The sequence below is a fragment of the Paenibacillus spiritus genome (assembly GCF_008710135.1).
Classification (GTDB): Bacteria; Bacillota; Bacilli; order Paenibacillales; family Paenibacillaceae; genus Paenibacillus_AQ; species Paenibacillus_AQ glufosinatiresistens.
On sequence record NZ_VYKK01000016.1, the window covers coordinates 21,982 to 39,833 of the forward strand.

Annotated in this window: 17 protein-coding genes; 16 read left to right on the forward strand and 1 reads right to left on the reverse strand. The window is 60.4% G+C overall.

Going from position 1 to position 17,852, the window contains the following annotated elements; genetic code table 11:
* Positions 1 to 45 precede the first annotated feature (45 nt).
* Complete coding sequence (locus tag F4V43_RS12815; RefSeq protein ID WP_150458649.1) at positions 46 to 243, reverse strand: hypothetical protein; 198 nt, start codon at positions 241 to 243, stop codon at positions 46 to 48.
* A gap of 88 nt (positions 244 to 331) precedes the next feature.
* On the opposite strand from F4V43_RS12815, the gene pth reads away from it, so the two are divergent.
* The 16 genes from pth to F4V43_RS12895 all read left to right on the forward strand — a co-directional run bounded on the left by pth (position 332) and on the right by F4V43_RS12895 (position 17,821).
* The gene (gene pth, locus F4V43_RS12820; protein WP_150458650.1) at positions 332 to 892 is read left to right on the forward strand and encodes an aminoacyl-tRNA hydrolase; all 561 of its coding nucleotides are present in this window, start codon (positions 332 to 334) and stop codon (positions 890 to 892) included.
* 79 nt (positions 893 to 971) lie between these two features.
* Positions 972 to 1,202 carry an anti-sigma-F factor Fin family protein gene (locus F4V43_RS12825; RefSeq protein ID WP_150458651.1) on the forward strand — a complete coding sequence of 77 codons (231 nt, stop codon included), beginning with the start codon at positions 972 to 974 and terminating at the stop codon, positions 1,200 to 1,202.
* A 137-nt stretch (positions 1,203 to 1,339) separates the two neighbouring features.
* Positions 1,340 to 4,864, forward strand: coding sequence for a transcription-repair coupling factor (mfd, locus tag F4V43_RS12830; RefSeq protein ID WP_150458652.1), 3,525 nt, complete (start codon positions 1,340 to 1,342; stop codon positions 4,862 to 4,864).
* Positions 4,848 to 5,894, forward strand: a complete 1,047-nt coding sequence (locus tag F4V43_RS12835) for a peptidylprolyl isomerase (RefSeq protein ID WP_223879883.1) — start codon at positions 4,848 to 4,850, stop codon at positions 5,892 to 5,894. Before mfd ends, F4V43_RS12835 begins: the two co-directional genes overlap by 17 nt.
* 242 nt (positions 5,895 to 6,136) lie before the next feature.
* Positions 6,137 to 6,679: a stage V sporulation protein T gene (spoVT, locus tag F4V43_RS12840; RefSeq protein ID WP_150458653.1), complete on the forward strand. Its 543-nt coding sequence runs from the start codon at positions 6,137 to 6,139 to the stop codon at positions 6,677 to 6,679.
* A 140-nt stretch (positions 6,680 to 6,819) separates the two neighbouring features.
* Positions 6,820 to 8,568: a polysaccharide biosynthesis protein gene (locus tag F4V43_RS12845; protein ID WP_150458654.1), complete on the forward strand. Its 1,749-nt coding sequence runs from the start codon at positions 6,820 to 6,822 to the stop codon at positions 8,566 to 8,568.
* Between the two features lie 67 nt (positions 8,569 to 8,635).
* Positions 8,636 to 10,129: a nucleoside triphosphate pyrophosphohydrolase gene (gene mazG / locus F4V43_RS12850; protein ID WP_150458655.1), complete on the forward strand. Its 1,494-nt coding sequence runs from the start codon at positions 8,636 to 8,638 to the stop codon at positions 10,127 to 10,129.
* 155 nt (positions 10,130 to 10,284) lie between these two features.
* Positions 10,285 to 10,557 carry an HU family DNA-binding protein gene (locus F4V43_RS12855; RefSeq protein ID WP_150458656.1) on the forward strand — a complete coding sequence of 91 codons (273 nt, stop codon included), beginning with the start codon at positions 10,285 to 10,287 and terminating at the stop codon, positions 10,555 to 10,557.
* Positions 10,557 to 10,835 carry an RNA-binding S4 domain-containing protein gene (locus F4V43_RS12860; RefSeq protein ID WP_150458657.1) on the forward strand — a complete coding sequence of 93 codons (279 nt, stop codon included), beginning with the start codon at positions 10,557 to 10,559 and terminating at the stop codon, positions 10,833 to 10,835. The genes F4V43_RS12855 and F4V43_RS12860 overlap by 1 nt, the downstream gene beginning before the upstream one ends.
* 392 nt (positions 10,836 to 11,227) lie before the next feature.
* Positions 11,228 to 11,512 carry a sporulation protein YabP gene (gene yabP / locus F4V43_RS12865; RefSeq protein WP_150458658.1) on the forward strand — a complete coding sequence of 95 codons (285 nt, stop codon included), beginning with the start codon at positions 11,228 to 11,230 and terminating at the stop codon, positions 11,510 to 11,512.
* Positions 11,509 to 12,090 (forward strand): spore cortex biosynthesis protein YabQ, encoded by a 582-nt coding sequence (gene yabQ / locus F4V43_RS12870; RefSeq protein WP_150458659.1) that lies wholly within the window; start codon positions 11,509 to 11,511, stop codon positions 12,088 to 12,090. The genes yabP and yabQ overlap by 4 nt, the downstream gene beginning before the upstream one ends.
* Before the next feature lie 62 nt (positions 12,091 to 12,152).
* Positions 12,153 to 12,497 carry an FtsB family cell division protein gene (locus tag F4V43_RS12875; protein ID WP_150458660.1) on the forward strand — a complete coding sequence of 115 codons (345 nt, stop codon included), beginning with the start codon at positions 12,153 to 12,155 and terminating at the stop codon, positions 12,495 to 12,497.
* Between the two features lie 100 nt (positions 12,498 to 12,597).
* Positions 12,598 to 13,089 carry a S1 domain-containing RNA-binding protein gene (locus tag F4V43_RS12880; protein WP_150458661.1) on the forward strand — a complete coding sequence of 164 codons (492 nt, stop codon included), beginning with the start codon at positions 12,598 to 12,600 and terminating at the stop codon, positions 13,087 to 13,089.
* 453 nt (positions 13,090 to 13,542) lie between these two features.
* Positions 13,543 to 16,050, forward strand: coding sequence for a stage II sporulation protein E (gene spoIIE, locus F4V43_RS12885; protein ID WP_150458662.1), 2,508 nt, complete (start codon positions 13,543 to 13,545; stop codon positions 16,048 to 16,050).
* A gap of 90 nt (positions 16,051 to 16,140) precedes the next feature.
* The gene (locus F4V43_RS12890; RefSeq protein WP_150458684.1) at positions 16,141 to 16,884 is read left to right on the forward strand and encodes a hypothetical protein; all 744 of its coding nucleotides are present in this window, start codon (positions 16,141 to 16,143) and stop codon (positions 16,882 to 16,884) included.
* Positions 16,868 to 17,821 (forward strand): serine/threonine protein kinase, encoded by a 954-nt coding sequence (locus F4V43_RS12895; RefSeq protein WP_150458663.1) that lies wholly within the window; start codon positions 16,868 to 16,870, stop codon positions 17,819 to 17,821. Before F4V43_RS12890 ends, F4V43_RS12895 begins: the two co-directional genes overlap by 17 nt.
* Positions 17,822 to 17,852 lie beyond the last annotated feature (31 nt).

Here is a 17,852-nt window from a genome sequence, read left to right on the forward strand (position 1 = left end):
TTGTCGGCGTATGGGGCCTTGCCGGTCTCTCCTGCCCGGGCTTCTCTAATACCCGGGCCGGGAGATGAAGGTGAAGCGGGTGCGGCTGTACAGCGTACCCTGCAGTTCGGCAAAATGGGCATCGACGGCGGTGAGAACGCCGATGTCGACATGAACGCCGTTGCAGGTCACCTCGACCGGTATGGCATGCTGCAGATGATACTGAAATTGGCGGTGGTGACTCAGTTTCTCGCCTTGCTGCATGGGATCACCCGTCTTTTGGTGGAATCGCGTTTAAAGATCACGCGGTCTGTGTATAGTATTGTACCAAAAAGAGAGGGAATCGACCAAAATGAAATGGATTGTGGGACTCGGCAATCCCGGCACCCAGTATGCCAGAACCCGGCATAACGTCGGGTTCATGGCGCTGGACGAGCTGGCGGCCAGACACGGCATTGCCTTTAACCAGAACAAATGCAAGGCATCGATCGGCGAAGGCGTCATCGGCGGCGTCAAGACGGTGCTCATTAAGCCGATGACCTTTATGAATTTGTCGGGGGAATCGGTCCGGGCCTATATGGATTACTATAAGGTATCGCTGGACGACCTGATTGTCGTGTACGATGATCTGGACACCGAGATCGGCCGAATCCGCCTGCGCTATCAGGGCAGCGCAGGCGGGCATAACGGCATTAAGTCGATAATCCAGCATACCGGCACGCAGACCTTTAACCGCGTGCGGATGGGTATCTCCCGTCCAGATCCGGGTTACGCGATTGTCGATTATGTGCTGGCCGCGTTCCCGAAGAAAGAGTCGGAGGCGCTGGCGTCCATGATCGGATCGGCCTGCGACGCGCTGGAGTACAGCCTGGATCATACGTTCGAACAGACGATGGCCAGATTCAACGGGTAGAAGCGGGGACGGCAGTAGGGCTAAGCCGGGGACGCCCCGGGCATACTGAAGGCATATTGTTCCTTCAGGAGGCATAACAATGGCTATACATTATGTGTGCAGACACTGCCGGACCTATCTGGGCAGCATCGACGGCGGCAGAATCAGCGAGGCAAGGCTCGGTCTTCATTCCTTGACCCCCGCGGAGCGCAGGGATATAATAGCGTATGATTCAGAGGGCGAGGTTACCGTCAGGGTTACTTGCGATTATTGCAAGGAGGCTCTGGAGCATCATCCGGAGCTCAGCCTGCTGTCCAGCCCGCTTCAGTGAAGCATGAGAGCGGTACGCCTGTATCCCATTCGTAATGACAAAGCCTTGGCGTCGTGAGCTGAGGCTTCTTTTCAGTTTAATCCATTCTTATATATGCGCTGCCCCTTCGGCAGCGATCCGTTAGAGAGGTGCGCCTGTTGCTACAAGGTCTTATTGAGGCTTTTTCCAAAGATTCCGATTTCCAGTCGGTGACCCGGGGTGTGGCCGCGGGCATGAAGGAGCAGCTCGTCTCTGGCCTCTCCGGCTCGGCCCGCCAGATTATGCTGGCTGCGCTGCATGAAGAGACCGGACGGCCGCTGCTGGTGGTTACGCATAATATGTTCTCCGCCCAGAAGATGGCGGATGATCTGCAAGAGATCCTATCCCCCGACCGCGTGCTGCTCTATCCGGCCAATGAGCTGGTGGCGGCGGAAGCCGCCGTATCCGGACCGGAGACGCTGGCCCAGCGGATTGAAGTGCTGAACCGGTGCGCCAGAGGCTTCCGGGGTATTGTCGTGGCTCCGTATTCGGGTGTGCGGCGGCTCCTTCCGGCGCCGCAGGTGTTCGAGCAGGCCCGGCTCACGATTGACCAGGAGGGCACGCTGAATTTGGAGGAGTTCCTCCGGTCCATGATCGGGATGGGCTACGAGCGGGTGGAACGGGTCGAGAACCGCGGCGAGATGAGTCTGCGCGGCGGCATCATCGACTTCTACCCGATGACGTCGGAGCTCGCCTACCGGGTGGAGCTGTTCGACGACGAGATTGATTCCATCCGCACGTTCGATCCGGCCGATCAGCGTTCCATCGACAAGGTGCGCAGCATCGTTATCGAGCCGGTCCAGGAGATTATTGCCAGCCGGGAGCGGCTGGCCGAGGCGGCCGACCGGGCCTCCGCGCTGCTGGAGAAGCAGCTGGAGAAGACAGCCGACCGCCAGGCCAAGCAGCGGCTTCGCGAAGAGATCGGGCGTGAGATGGAGTTCCTCCGGGAAGGAACCCATTTTCAGGAGATATACAAGTATATCGCGCTGCTCTACCCCGAGCGGTTCCATATGTACGACTACATGCAGAAGGATACGCTGCTCATTCTGGACGAGCCGGCCCGGCTTCTGGAGACGGCCAAACAGCTGGAACGCGACGAATCCGAGTGGAATCTGCATCTGCTTCAGAACGGCAAGACGCTGCCGGACTTCCATCTGTCGGTCGACAGCGATACGGTCATGTACAAGCGACCGTTCCAGAGCCTCTTCATGTCGATCTTCCTCCGCCAGGTTCCGCATGTGCAGCCGCAGAACATTCTGGGGTTCATCAGCCGGGGCATGCAGGATTTCCACGGCCAAATGAACGTGCTGAAGGCGGAGATGGAGCGCTGGCACAAGTCCGGCGTGAAGGTCATCATGCTGGCCGGCGGCGAAGACCGGATTCAGCGCATCCGCCGGGTGCTCGACGATTACGACATTGAAGAGCCGACGATTCTTCAGGGAAATCTCGGCTCCGGATTTGAGCTGCCGTCGATTCATCTGGCGGTTGTCACCGAGAACGAGCTGTTCTCCCAGAAGCAGCGCAAAGCGCGCAAGCTGTCCAAGAACGTGGACAATGCCGAACGGATCAAGAGCTATACCGAACTGAAGATCGGCGATTACGTCGTTCACCAGAACCACGGCATCGGGAAGTATATGGGCATCGGCACGCTGGAGGTCAGCGGCATTCACCGCGACTACATGCATATCATGTATGCGGGCGGAGACAAGCTGTCGGTTCCGATCGAGCAGATTGATCTGATCCAGAAATACGTAGGCTCCGAGGATAAGGAGCCGAAGGTCTACAAGCTGGGCGGGAACGAGTGGACCCGTGTCACGAATAAAGTCCGTTCGTCCGTGCAGGATATTGCAGACGATCTCATCAAGCTGTACGCCGAGCGCCAGAGCGCGCCGGGCTTCGCTTTTGACCGGGATACGCCGGAGCAGCAGGAATTCGAGGAGATGTTCCCGTACGAGGAGACGCGCGACCAGGTCCGGGCCATCGAAGAGATCAAGAAGGACATGGAGCAGAACCGGCCAATGGACCGGCTGCTGTGCGGCGATGTCGGATACGGCAAGACCGAGGTGGCGATCCGTGCGGCCTTCAAGGCGGCGATCGAGGGCAAACAGGTGGCGGTGCTCGTTCCGACGACCATTCTGGCCCAGCAGCATTACGAGACGTTCCGCGAGCGTTTCAGCTCCTACCCGATCAACATTCAGGTGCTGAGCCGGTTCCGCAGCCGCAAGGAGCAGAACGAGACCATCAAGGGCGTCAAGCAGGGGACGGTCGATATCGTGATCGGCACGCACCGCCTGCTGTCGCAGGATCTGGTGTTCAAGGATCTCGGCCTGCTGATTGTCGATGAGGAGCAGCGCTTTGGTGTGACCCATAAGGAGAAGCTCAAGAAGCTGAAGACGAATGTCGATGTGCTGACCCTGACGGCGACGCCGATTCCGCGCACGCTGCATATGTCCATGCTGGGCGTCCGCGATCTGTCCGTCATCGAGACGCCGCCGGAGAACCGGTTCCCGGTGCAGACGTATGTGGTCGAGTACAGCCAGACCCTGGTCCGGGAAGCCGTTGAACGGGAGCTGGCGCGGGGCGGACAGGTCTACTATCTCTACAATCGCGTGCAGGGTATCCACGAGATGGCGGCGCAGATTTCCATGCTGGTGCCGGAAGCGCGCGTCGGCGTGGGCCACGGCCAGATGTCGGAGTCGGAGCTGGAGAAGACAATTCTTGATTTTCTTGACGGCGAGTACGATGTGCTGGTCAGCACCAGCATTATCGAGACCGGGGTGGACATTCCGAACGTCAATACGCTCATCGTCCACGACGCCGACAAGATGGGGCTGTCCCAGCTCTACCAGCTTCGGGGCCGGGTCGGACGCTCGAACCGGATTGCCTACGCCTATTTCACCTATCAGCGCGACAAGGTGCTGACCGAAGTGGCCGAGAAGCGCCTGCAGTCGATCAAGGAGTTCACCGAGCTCGGTTCCGGCTTCAAAATCGCGATGCGCGACCTCTCGATCCGCGGAGCCGGCAACCTGCTCGGAGCCGAGCAGCACGGCTTCATCGCGTCGGTCGGCTTCGATCTGTACTCCCAGATGCTGGCGGAGGAAATCCGCAAGCGCAAGGTCACGATGCTCGGCGAGGAGGATACCTCGGCCAAGGAGGTCAGCACCGTCATCGACCTGTCGATCGACGCCTATCTGCCGTCCGAGTATATCTATGACAGCGTGCAGAAGATCGAGATCTACAAAAAGGTGGCTGCCGTCTCGACGTTCGAGGAAGCGGCGGAGCTGGAAGACGAGCTCCTGGACCGGTTCGGAGAGCTGCCGGAGGCGGTCGTCAACCTCTTGTCGGTAGCACGGCTGAAGATTTACGGAAGAGTCTACGGACTGGAGACGATCAGCCGCCGGGGAGACGAGGTGTCGCTGAGCTTCTTCGAAGGCCGGATCGCGGCGTTCGACACCGCCGGGCTGGCCAAGGTTGGCAATTCTTTTGAAAGACGTGTACAATTTGAGAAGGGTGACAAGGCGATCATCCGTGTAAAAACGAAAGGATTGGACGACCGCGGTCTTCTGGAGCTGCTGGAGCGGTTCCTCGAAGAGGTCAAGTCGTCTTTCAAACCGAAGGGAGAACTACATGATGCGTTTAAGTAACCGTAAATCCTGGAAGGTTCTGCTGGTCTCGATGGCCGCGGCGCTTTCTTTCTCCATGCTGGCCGGCTGCAGCGACAACAAGGAAGAGAAGGACAACAGCACGGCGCTGGCGACTTACAAGGGCGGGGAAGTGACCCAGAAGGAATTCGACACCAGCATTCATGTGATGAAGTTTCTGTCTCCGGATCAGTCCCAGTACCTGGATATGGATGTGTTCAAAGAGACACTGCTTAAGCAGCTTGCTGCTTTTGAATATTTGCAGGGACAAGCCAAGGATGAGGCGAAGAAGGAAGCGGAGTCCCAGGCGGATACCCAGATCAAGACCTACAAGAGCGGGATGGGCGAGAGCTATGAGAGCTCGCTGAAGGAACAGAATCTGACGGAATCGCAGGTCCGCGATTATATGGTCCGCGTGCTGACCGTCTATCAGGATATGCGGCTCAAGGTGACCGACGACGATGTGAAGAAGTATTTTGACGAACACAAGGGCGATTTCACCGTCGCTTCGGTCCGCCACGTGCTGGTCGGCTTCACCGACAGCAACAATAAGGAGCGTACGGACGCCGATGCGCTGAAGCGGGCGCAGGAAGTGAAGGCGAAGCTGGACGGCGGCGCCGACTTCGCTGCCGTGGCGAAGGAATACTCCGACGATACCGGCTCCAAGGAGACCGGCGGGCTGTATGAGAACAAGGCGCTCGGCACGTATGTCGAGGAATTCAAGCAGGCGGCGCTGACGCTGCCGCTCAATACGATCAGCGATCCGGTCAAGACGACCTATGGCTACCACATCATGAAGGTGGAATCGCGCACCGAGAAGACGTTCGACAAGCTGACCGACGACGAGAAGACGCAGATCAAGGACACGCTGTCCTCCGAGAAGGTGCAGAGCTTCCTGGAGAAGGATCTGGATGGCATTATTACGAAAATCAATCTGCCGAAGGCTTCCGCTTCGGCAGCGACCGGAGCGTCCGCCGCACCGGCGGCATCGGCCCCTGCGGCAGCGCCGGCTGCAAGCCCGGCGGCGCAATAAAACCTTCTTCTCTGATCCCGCGGCCATTCAGGCCCGGCGGAACGGCTCTGCCGTCTTCGCCGGGTTTTTTTGGCGTTCCCGCAGGCAGGATGCCTGTCGTCCGGGCGTACCGGGATGTATAAGGAATTGGGAACAGATGAATACTATGGTCAGTACTCAAAGCGACCCGGGTGGGAGGCCTTCTGAGCCCACCGCGCAGCAATAGGCACTATACTTCCTTAGAAAGCGGGGCAACAGGTGAAATGAAGGCAACTGGTATCGTTAGACGCATCGACGACCTCGGTCGGGTGGTCATTCCCAAAGAAATCAGACGGACGCTGCGCATCCGCGAAGGCGATCCGCTCGAAATTTTTGTAGACCGCGACGGCGAGGTCATTCTCAAGAAATACTCCCCGATCGGCGAGCTCGGCGATTTCGCCAAGGAGTACGCGGAGTCCTTGTTTGAAAGCACCGGACATATTACCCTCATTACCGATCGTGACACCTTCGTCGCTCTGTCAGGCGGCTCCAAGAAGGATTATCTGGAGAAGCCGGTCGGGCCGCTGCTGGAGAAATGCATGGACAGCCGCAAAACCGTGCTGGAAACGGGAAGCGGCAGCTATGAGATCGGCAAGGATCACCCGGAGGAGCTGTCTTCCTACGTGATCGCACCGATCATCTCCGGCGGGGACCCGATTGGTTCCGTCGTGATGATGAGCAAGGACGAATCGGTCAACATGGGGCAGATGGAAGTCAAGATGGCCGAGACGGCCGCCGCCTTTCTGGGCAAGCAGATGGAGCAGTAAAAGGTCTTACGTTCTCCCGCTTTTCTCTTCCCGGCGGCAAGAAGCCGGGAAGAGAAAAGCGGGTTTTATTTTGGCCGCGGCGGAATCTACGGTATAATGAAGAACGGTATAAGCAAGGAGAAAGCAGGGCGGAAGCGCACATGAAATCATCCACGACAAGCTCGAAGCTGCTGGAAGGGGCGTTCATGCTGAGCGCCGCGGCGCTGCTCTCGAAGCTGATCGGCACTCTTCAGAAGATTCCGCTGCAGAATTTGGGCGGAGATGCCGTCTTCGGCATTTATAATACGGTGAACCCGATTTATTCGCTGCTCCTGACCGTCGCGATGCTCGGACTGCCGACCGGAATCTCGAAATTTGTGGCCGAGTCGGCTGCGGCGGGGGATTCTGCGACAGCCCGGACGGTGCTCCGGCTGGGAGCGCTGCTGTCGGGCGCGGCCGGACTTGTGCTGGGTGCGGCCGCCTATGCCGGAGCGCCCCTGATCGCCCTCTGGGTCGGAAGCTCTCCTATTGTGCCGGCGATTCGGGCGGCTTCTCTGGCGATGGCCGTCGTTCCGGCCATGAGCGCGCTCCGGGGGTATTTTCAGGGCCTCCAGAACATGGCGCCGACCGCCCTCTCCCAGATTATCGAACAGAGCGCCCGGGTGGCTGTCATGGTCGGCCTGCTGCTGTATCTGACCGGGGCGGGTGCCGGCGGCGGCAAGATCGCAGCCGGAGCCATGCTGGGCTCGGCGGGCGGCGGACTGGCCGGCCTGGGCGTCATGCTGGTCTTCTGGCGCCGGCACCGGAAGAGCGCAGAGGAGCTGCGGCCGGTGGAACCGAAGACGGCGGGGAACGGAGAGCCGGCCGGACCGGCAGACGGAGGCACGGCTGCGGCCGTGCCGGGCCTGTCGGATCGGCAGAGAAGGGAAGCGGAAGCCGCGCTGGCCGAAGCGGCCGCGGGGGCGGAGCGTCTGCCGCGGGCGGGAGCCTCCGGGCTGCTTCGGGCCATGCTGCTCTACAGCATTCCCGTCATGCTCGGCAGTCTGGCCGTGCCGCTCGTCAATCTGGTGGATGTGTTCACCATGCCGCGGCTGCTCGCCGAAGGGCGGAGCGAAGCGGAGGCGATGGCCCAGTTCGGCATCTATAACCGCGGCCTGCCGCTCGTCCAGCTGGTGACGATGCTGGCTACCTCGCTGTCGGTGCTGTTCATTCCGTTCATGGCGGAATCCAAGTACCGGGGCGACCTGGAGGAGATCCGGACGCGGACGCGGCTGTCCCTGCGCTGGTTCTGGCTGCTCGGCCTGGCCGCCGCTGCGGGTCTGGCCGTGCTGGCCGCGCCGATCAACCGCGCGCTCTACGGCGACGGCTCCGGCACGGCCGTCATCGCGCTGCTCGGGCTCACCGCCGCCGCCGGCACGGTGAGCATTATCGCCGCCGCGCTGCTGCAAGGGCTCGGCCAGGTGCGCGCTCCCGCGCTGCACCTGCTCGCCTCCGCCGCGCTGAAGGCGGCGCTCAACCTGCTGCTGGTTCCGCAGCAGGGCATTGTCGGCGCGGCCGTCGCCGGCGTGGCCGCCCAGGTGCTGGCCGCAGCGCTGAACGTGCTGCTGCTGCGCAAGGCCGCCGGTCTGCGGCTTCGCCCCGCAGACGTGCTGCTTCAGCCCGCCGGACTTGCCGCGGGCCTCGGCCTGGCCGCTGCCGCCGCCGCTTACGGGGGCGGCGCGGCGCTGGCTGCGGCCGGCGTCGGCGGCCGCCTGGGCGCGCTGGCGGAGACGCTGCTTGGCGTAGCGGCCGGCGTGGCCGCCTTCGCCGTGCTGGCTGTCCGCCTGCGCCTGATCTCCGAGAGCGAGCTGCGCCGACTCCCGGGCTTCGGGCCGAAGCTGGCCGACCGGTTCGGCCGGCTGATGCGCTGACCGGTGCAGGAGCGGGGAGCAGCTTGGAAATTTGACAGGCCCGCACGGGCCAGAGGAGAGATAAAGGATGAGTGCAAGTCTGACCATCGTCGGTCTCGGCTCCGGAAATCCGGACCGGCTGACGCTCGGTATCGTCAAGCGGCTTCAGTCCGCATCGGCTGTCTATGTCCGTACCCGGGAGCATCCGGTTATGGCCGCGCTGGAGGAGCTGGGCGTTGAGAGCCGCTCCTTCGACGGGCTGTACGAGTCGCTGCCGACCTTTCCGGAGGTATACGCCGCCATTACCGATGCCCTGATCGCGGCAGCCAAGGCGGGAGCTGAAGGCGACCGTATCCTGTATGCGGTTCCCGGCCATCCCATGGTGGCGGAATCGGCCGTATCGCAGCTGCTCCGGCGCTGTCCGGAAGAAGGCATCGAACTGGAGATTCTGGGCGGCGAGAGCTTCCTGGATGAAGCTTTTGTCCGGCTTGGCTTCGATCCGATCGAGGGCTTTCAGCTTCTGGACGCCACGGGCATGCAGCCGTCGCATGTGCGGCCGGAGCTGCACACGCTGATCGGCCAGGTCTACGATTCCTTCACGGCTTCGGAAGCGAAGCTCTGTCTGCTGGAGCGGTACCCGGCCGAGTATGAAGTGACGGTCGGCCATGCGCTCGGCGTAGAAGGGGAAGAAACCATCGTCAAGGTCCCGCTCTTTGAGCTGGACCGGTTGGAGGGATACGGCAATCTGTCGCTGATATATATTCCCGCCGATTCTTCGGAACAGCTGCGCCGCCGTACCTTCGAGCGTCTGCACGAGATTGTCGGGATTCTGCGAAGCCCCGAGGGTTGCCCCTGGGACCGGGAGCAGACGCATGAATCGCTGCGCAAGAATCTCATTGAAGAGACCTATGAGGTGCTGGAGACGATTGATGAGGACGATCCCGAGCACATGAAGGAGGAGCTGGGCGATCTGCTGCTGCAGATTCTGCTTCATTCCCAAATGGAAGAAGAGACCGGGATCTTCAATGTCTACGATGTCATCCAGGGCTTGAACGACAAGCTGATCTTCCGCCATCCGCATGTGTTCGGCGGCGAGAACGCGCCCGATGCCGAGGCGGCGCTGCGCAACTGGGAAGGCATGAAGGCGGAGGAGAAACGGCTCAAGGGCCTGGAGCCGGAGAAGCAGTCCGCTCTAAGCGGCGTGCCGCGCGATCTTCCGGCGCTGATGAAGGCCTACAAGCTGCAGAAGAAGGCCGCCAAGGTCGGCTTTGACTGGGGAGCGGTCGGCGAAGTGCTGGACAAGATCGCCGAAGAGCTGGACGAGCTGCGGGAAGCCATAGCGGAGGGAATGCCTGCCGAGGAGCAGGCGCTGGAGCTCGGCGATCTTCTGTTCGCGGCGGTCAATGCCGCGCGCTTCATCGGCGCCGATCCGGAAGAGGCGCTCAGCCGGACGAACCGCAAATTTCTGCAGCGGTTCGCCCATATCGAGAAGCGTCTTCTCCAGCAGGGGAAGACGCCGCAGGACAGCAACCTGGAGGAGATGGAGACCCTCTGGCAGGAGGCGAAGCGGGAGGAAGGCTAGAGGGGGGCCTTTCGCCTCCTTTTTGAATAAATCGACAGCAGGCGGCAGGAATTTGAAAGCCCATCCAGAATATCAACAAGCATGAAGCGCGTGCCGGCTCCCAGGCTATCCGCACCGTTTCTGAATTTCACGAATACCGGGAGGAACGTGTAACGATGAACAAGACCGATTTGATCAACAGCATTTCCGAGAAGCACAGTCTGTCCAAGAAGGACGTAGAGGTTGTGCTGAACGGTTTCCTCGACGAAATCAGCGGCGCGCTCGCCCAAGGCGACAAAGTGCAGCTCATCGGGTTCGGCACCTTCGAGACCCGCAAGCGTTCCGGACGGACAGGACGCAATCCGCAGACCGGCGATACCATTGAAATTCCGGAATCCACGGTTCCGGCATTCAAAGCCGGCAACAAGCTTAAAGAAGCCGTGAACTAATGCGGCTGGATAAATTTCTGAAGGTCAGCCGCCTGATCAAGCGCCGCACCGTGGCCAAAGACGTGTCCGAGCAGGGCCGGGTGCTGATCAACGGCAAGGAATCGAAGCCCAGCAGCACCGTGAAGATCGGCGACGAGATTACGGTGCAGTTCGGCCAGAAGCTGGTGACCGTCCGTGTAGAGAAGCTGGTCGAGACGACCCGCAAGGATGAAGCGGCCGGTATGTACACACTGCTTCGGGAAGAACCGCTGCCCAAGAGCACCGGTCTGGACTGGTAAGCAGCCGCACGCGGCTTGCCGGAACCGGCCGGTACAGAGAAGCCTAGCCGGGTGAAACCGCATAGCGTTCTTACACGGAACAACCCCGTTGTCCGCTCGGGAGAGCAGACGGCGGGGTTGTTGTCATTCAGAACTTCAGCACGGCGGAAGGCGCTGCCTTGAGACTGACACGGGCTGCCACGAGCTGTGGCAATCCGCTGAAGAGCCGCTTCCCCGTCGGCCGCCTCTCCTTGCACAGGCTTGGATGAGTCGTTCTCCTCAGCTTTGGATAAGTCGCTCGCCTCAGCTCCGTCAGCCTTCAAGCTCGCCGACGCGGATTCGCCGTTCCCGTTCTGTTCTAACCTCGACAAGCCCGCCATAGATTAGAACGAGAAGAAAGGGGGGCATGATTCATGATGGATTCCGGCAGACCGGCCAAGCAGCATGATCTGCAGCTGCGCAGCCGCAAGCAGCTTGACCTGACGGGGATACAGAACGTGGAGAGCTTTGACAGCGAGGAATTTCTGCTCCGGACGGAGCTCGGGGGACTGACGATACGGGGAACTCATCTGCATATCAAGCATCTCAGTCTGGAGAACGGGCAGCTCTCGTTGGAAGGCAACGTGCAGTCGCTCGTCTATTTTGATCCCGGCAGCCAGACCAAGTCCAAGGGCCTTCTGGGCAAGCTGTTCAAATGAATCTGTCCGTCCAATGGACGACGCTTCTCCTGATGGCCCTCGCCGGCATTCTGCTGGGACTGGCCTACGACAGTTACCGGGTACTGTCGTGGAAGCTGCGCTTTCCCGCCTGGATGAACGCCGTGCTGGATCTCGTATACTGGGCGGGAGCAGCGCTTCTGGTCTTCCGGCTTCTCTATGCCGGCAATCAGGGGCAGCTTCGCTTCTATGCGCTCCTGGGATTATTTCTGGGCGCCTGGCTCTATTTTCTAATCTTCAGTGTTACGATTCGGCGATTTGTGGTAATGTTAATTCAGGCCGTGCAGCGATGCGGCCGCATGTTGGCCAAGCTGTTGGCCGTGCTGATCGGAACGCCCCTGCTCGGATTGTGGCGGGTGCTGTACGGGACGCTGAAGCTTGTCCTGCGGGTGCTTCGCGGCATGCTTCGATTCCTTCTGCGGCTGACCCGGCCGCTGTGGGTACTGCCGGTGCGGTATCTGAAGCCGGCCGCTGAGCGGTTGGCAGCGCTTCCCTGGATTGCTTCCGTCCGGAACCGATTCTCCAGGAAGCCGAAGGACCCGCCGGAGCCGAAGGAATGAGGCTCCGGGCGCCGCTTAAGGGTACATAGACGAAGCAACTTGAAAGTGAGGGTGGAAGCGGCATGAACCGATTTGCCACAACCGAAGAAACCGTCAGCTCAAGTCGTCCTCCGGCCAAGACGGCCGGAGTGAGAAGACGCAAGATCATGTGGATGACGACAGTCGTGCTGTTCTTTGCCTGGGCCGGCTATATCTTTGTGGCGCAGAGCGCCGCCATCTCGGACAAGAGCGGAGCGCTTGCCCGCAAGCAGGAAGCCAAGGCCGGGGCCGACCAATCCCTGAATCAGTTGAAGTACGAGGTATCGCGCCTGGGCGACAATGAGTATATCGGCGAACTTGCCCGCAAGCGCTACAATATGTACAAGCCCGGCGAAGTGCCGATTCGCGTGGAAGATAACGGGCAATAATACGGTCAAAACGGGCAGTTGACTCTGTTGCCTTGCCCTGCTCTTTCCTGTATAATCAAATCACCGCAGGCATATTTTTAAGGGAGGATCATTTTATTCTATGGCAATTGAAGTGGGCACCAAGTTAGAAGGCAAGGTGACAGGCATCACGCATTTCGGAGCATTTGTGGATCTGTCAGGAGGTGTCACAGGTCTTGTTCATATCTCGGAAATCGCCGATAATTACGTCAAGGATGTCAACGATCATCTGAAGATCAATGATGTAGTGACCGTTAAGGTGATCAATGTGGACAAAGACGGCAAGATCGGACTTTCCATCAAGCAGGCTGTCGATAAGCCCGCGTCCGAGGCTCGCCCGCCTAGAGCGCCAAGATTCGATCGTCCCGGAGGCGGCGACCGTTTCGGCGGTGGCGGCGGAGGAGGCGGCGGCTACAACCGTGAACGGGGAGGACGTCCTTTCAAACCGGCTGCCGGAAAGCCCTCATTCGAGGATAAAATGTCCCGTTTTCTCAAGGACAGCGAAGAGCGCATGTCTTCGCTCAAGAAGAACACTGAAGGCAAACGCGGAGGCCGAGGGGCCAAGCGCGTCTGAAATCCATAACATAACCGCAGGAGCGCCAGCTCCCGCGGTTTTTTTATGTCCTTATTTCCCGGCCCGCGCTCCCCTTCCCCTGCCTGTCTTCGGGCAGCGGGCATCTGCGCATCGACCGGTCCCGTTCGAAAGACTCACCGCTCTCCCGAGTCGTCCCTTTTTGTCGGACTTCTTAAAATTTGCGACAGCATCCCGTCCGATCCCCGCTAAGCCGGGGGCATCCGCTGGCGAATGCTTGGGCCTGGAGGGAGCGAACAGCCGGGGAACAGGCACAGGCCGGCAAGGCTCAACGGGCCGCCCGCCAAGGGATCGCCCCCGGCGCACGCCCTACTCCGTGCCCGGGCGTTTTTGTCGGAAATTTCATGGGAGCGGCCCTCTTGTTCTGACAAACTTTCCACCGAAGCCCGTCTTATAATGGCAACACAAATCTTTAGACGGGTGGTGCTTGGGAAAATGATGGGAAAGAGCAATGTGATCCAATTTCCGGAATGGACAAGAGCGGAGCAGAGCGAGGAGCAATCGGAGCCGGTACAGCCGGGGATGTCCGGCCGGATACGGAACAGCCGAATGTACAATCTGCTGATTACGCGGAAATGGACACTTCTGCTGACGGTGATGGGCCTGCTGCTGGGCCGCGCGATGATTCTGGACGAGCTGTCGCCCTTCGCCGCCGCTTTCTTCGCCGTTGTCCTGTTCATGCGGCGCGACTCCGCCGTGCCGGTAGCCGCCGCCATTCTTATCGGCAGCGCCTTCACGCCGTTCCCGGGCGTTCTGTCCATCGCCGCCGAACTCGCCCTGCTCGTTCTTCTTCACCGGGGACTGGAGGCGTTTCAGCGGGTGGAACTGTCGTATACGCCCCTCATGGTATTCGTCGCCTCGTTCATGGTCGGACTGTTCCAGGCGGTAATCGGGCCCTCCATCTCCTGGTATCCGCTGATGATGACGGCGCTGAACTCCCTGCTGTCGTTTGTGCTGACCCTCGTCTTCCTTCAGGCTATCCCGGTGCTGATCTACCGCCAGAAGAGCCGCGCTCTTCAGAGCGAGGAGATTCTCTGCCTGATTATTATGCTGGCCTCCGTGATGACGGGGCTGGTCGGCTGGTCGGTGGCCGGCTTGTCGCTGGAGCATATCATGTCCCGTTATTTGATTCTGCTGTTCGCCATGGCCGGCGGTGCGCCTCTGGGAGCTTCGGTCGGCGTCGTGACCGGGCTGATTCTCAGTCTGGCGGATATCGGAGCCATCTACCAGATGAGCCTGCTTGCCTTCTCGGGGATGCTGGCCGGGATGCTCCAGAGCGGGAAGAAGGCGGCGGTCGCCTTCGGGATGCTGCTCGGCTCGAGCATTCTCTCGGTTTATTTTACCGGTCCGGGCGATATGCTGGCTTCCACCTGGGAGACCTGCGCGGCGATTGCGCTGTTCCTGGCTACGCCGAAGGCGATCACCCGGCTGATTGCCCGGTATGTACCGGGTACGGCCGATCACAGCCGTTCCCAGCATGAGTATGCGCGAAGAGTCCGCGATCTGACCGCCGAGCGGGTAACGCAGTTCTCCCAGGTCTTCCGCCAGCTCTCCAGCAGCTTCGGACAGATTCCGAACGCGGCCGGAGCCGGAGCGACCGAACGGGAGATGGAGCATTTTATGAACGCGGTCACCGAGGGGCTCTGCTCGGGATGCAGCCGGCGGGGCCAATGCTGGGACCATAAATTTTATCAGACTTATAAATATATGACGGATATGATGACCAAGGTCGAAGAGAAGCCGGAGATTTCGGCGTCCGAGCTGCCCGGCGAATGGAGCCGCCACTGCGGCAGGACGGGCGAGGTGCTGGAGGTGATGAAGAACCAGTACAGCCTCTATCAGCATGATATGCGCTGGAAGCGGCAAATATACGACAGCCGCCAATTCGTGGCCGAGCAGCTGTCGGGCGTGTCGCAGGTAATGGAGGATCTGGCCCGGGAGATCAAGCGCGAAGGGCAGGCGATGTACCGGCAGGAGGCGCAGATCCGCGAGGCGCTGGAGCGGCTCGGCCTGTCGATTCACGGGATAGACATTCTTAGCCTGGACCCGGGGCGGGTCGAGATCGAGGTGGTCCATGCCTACAACCGGGGATTCGATGAATGCCGGAAAATGATTGCCCCGCTGCTCTCCGACATCCTGGGCGAGAATATCGCAGTGGTGAGCGAGACGGCCGTTCATAGCCGTCAGGGCCTGTCCACCGTCGTATTCGGGTCGGCCAAAGCGTACGAAGTCACCACCGGAATCGCCGGCGCGGCCAAAGACGGGGATATTCTTTCTGGCGACAGCTTCAGCACCGTCGAGCTGGGCAACGGAACGTTTGCCATCTCGGTCAGCGACGGCATGGGGAACGGAGAGCGGGCGCGCATGGAGAGCAGCGCTGCGCTGGGCATGCTGGAGAAGCTGCTGCAATCGGGAATGGACGAGAAGCTGGCGGTGAAGTCGGTCAACTCGATTCTGCTGCTCCGCTCCCCGGATGAATTCTATGCCACGGTGGACATGGCGTTGATTGATCAATACTCGGCTCAGACCACATTCATGAAGATTGCATCCGCTCCGAGCTTCATCAAGCGGGGGAGCGAGGTGATCCCGGTCAGCGGGAGCAATCTGCCCATCGGCATTATTCAGGAAATCGAAATCGAGCTGATTACGCTGCAGCTTCATCCGGGCGATCTGCTCATCCTGATGACCGACGGCATCTACGATGCGCCGGGGTATGCCGTCAACAAGGAAATCTGGATGAAGCGGCTGATTCAGGAGATAGACAGCAGCGATCCGCAAGAGATCGCCGATTGCCTGCTGGAGAAAGTCATCCGCTATTCGGGCGGCGAGATCCATGATGATATGACGATTCTGGTCAGCCGGCTTGACCATTATCAACCGGAATGGTCGACGCTGCATATGCCTGGCCTGTCGCGGATGGAACGGCCGCGGACGGTCAGCTGACCTTTTCTCTGTTTGGTCTTTCACCGCGTTTGAAATCTCTCGGCAGCGGAAATGCTAGGAAGAGAGAATGGAAAGGCGGGGAAGAGGATGCTGAATCAAATTTTGCTGATTACCGACGGATGCTCCAATGTAGGGGAAAGTCCGGTGATGGCGGCGGCGCATGCGCTTCAGGAAGGCGTTACAGTCAATGTGATCGGGGTGATTGATTACGGGACCATCGGCGAGCTGGGCAGCCGGGAGATTGAAGACATCGCCAGGGCGGGCGGCGGTCTGAGCCGGATCGTCGGCACGCCCCAACTGGCGGGAACGATGCAGATGATGACTCGCAAGACGGTGGTGGAGACGATTCATCAGGCCGTCAACCGGGAGGTGCGGAGGGTGCTGGGAGATTCCTCGATCGAGGAGCTTCCCCCGGGAAAACGCGCCGAGATGGTTCAGGTCGTCGACGACCTGAGCGAGACGGCTCCCCTCCGTATCGCGCTGCTGATCGACGCCAGCGCCAGCATGAAGCCGAAGCTGGCCGCCGTCGAGGAGGCGATCCGCGATCTGGCGCTCAGTCTGGAGGCGCGGGGCGGCCTTAGCGAGATTGCGGTCTTTCATTTTCCCGGTTCGGCCGGGGAAGAAGCAGCGCTCGATAAGGACTTTACCTCGGATAAGTCGGAGCTTCGCTCCCTGTTCGGCCGGCTGCGGATGAGGGGGGCAACGCCGACCGGTCCGGCGATCTTCCGGGTGCTTCGGCATTTCGGTTATGGTACACTGGATGCACCAATGGATCGAAGGGCTGCAGGGGATTACGAGGAAGGGGAACGAAGATCGGGTGGCTATCTCGTCTAGCCCCTCCTGGGCGCCGGGAACGGCGATTGTCGGCAAGTGGCGCGGCAATCGCTATATCGTGGACCGGCTGCTCGGCAAGGGGGCCAACGGAATCGTATATTTGGTGCACCGCGAGGGCCGGCGGGAGAAGTATGCGCTGAAGATCGGATACGATACGCTGGATCTGCAATCCGAGATCAATGTCCTGACGTCGCTTCAGTCGCGGGAGAAGTCGCGCGAACATCGCGGAGGCCGGGCGAAGAAGCCTTCCCGCCCGGCTTATTTGCTGGAAGCCGACGATGACCAGGAGGGCGGGTTTCCTTTCTATGTCATGCGGTATGTACAGGGTTCGCCGCCGCATGTTTTTTTGAGACGCAAAGGGCGAAGCTGGCTGGGGCTGATCGGACTGAAGCTGCTCGACCGGCTGTGCACGCTGCACGAATGCGGATTTGTCTTCGGGGATCTGAAGCCGGAGAATATCGTTGTCTCCGACTATGGCGAAGCCGAGCTGATCGATTACGGCGGGGCGGGCCCCAAGGGGCGGAGCGTGAAACAGTTCACGGAATGGCATGACCGCGGCTTCTGGAACGCCGGAAGCCGCAGCGCCGACGAGGGCTATGATCTGTTTGCCTTTGCGGTGCTGTGTCTGCGGCTGCTTGATGAGCAGGGATTGAAGACGGCGGCGGCCGGACTTCCCCAGACCAGGAGCGTCGATGATTTGCTGAAGCTGGCCGTCCGGCTACCGGACCGCGGTCTGTCCTCATGGCTCAAGCTTGCGCTGAAGGGCGGATTTCCGAGTTCCCGCGAGGCCAGAGAAGCTTGGAAGACCCGGGTGTATCGCGCCGGGAGAGAGGCGATGCGCCACGACCGGGTTGCAACGCCGGGCTGGCTGGTCGGCGCCTTTGTGCTGTCGCTTCTGGTGCTGGCTGCCACTCTGTACTGGATGGCCGGGTTCTGACGCGGTATGATAGATCTTAAGCTATGGGTGC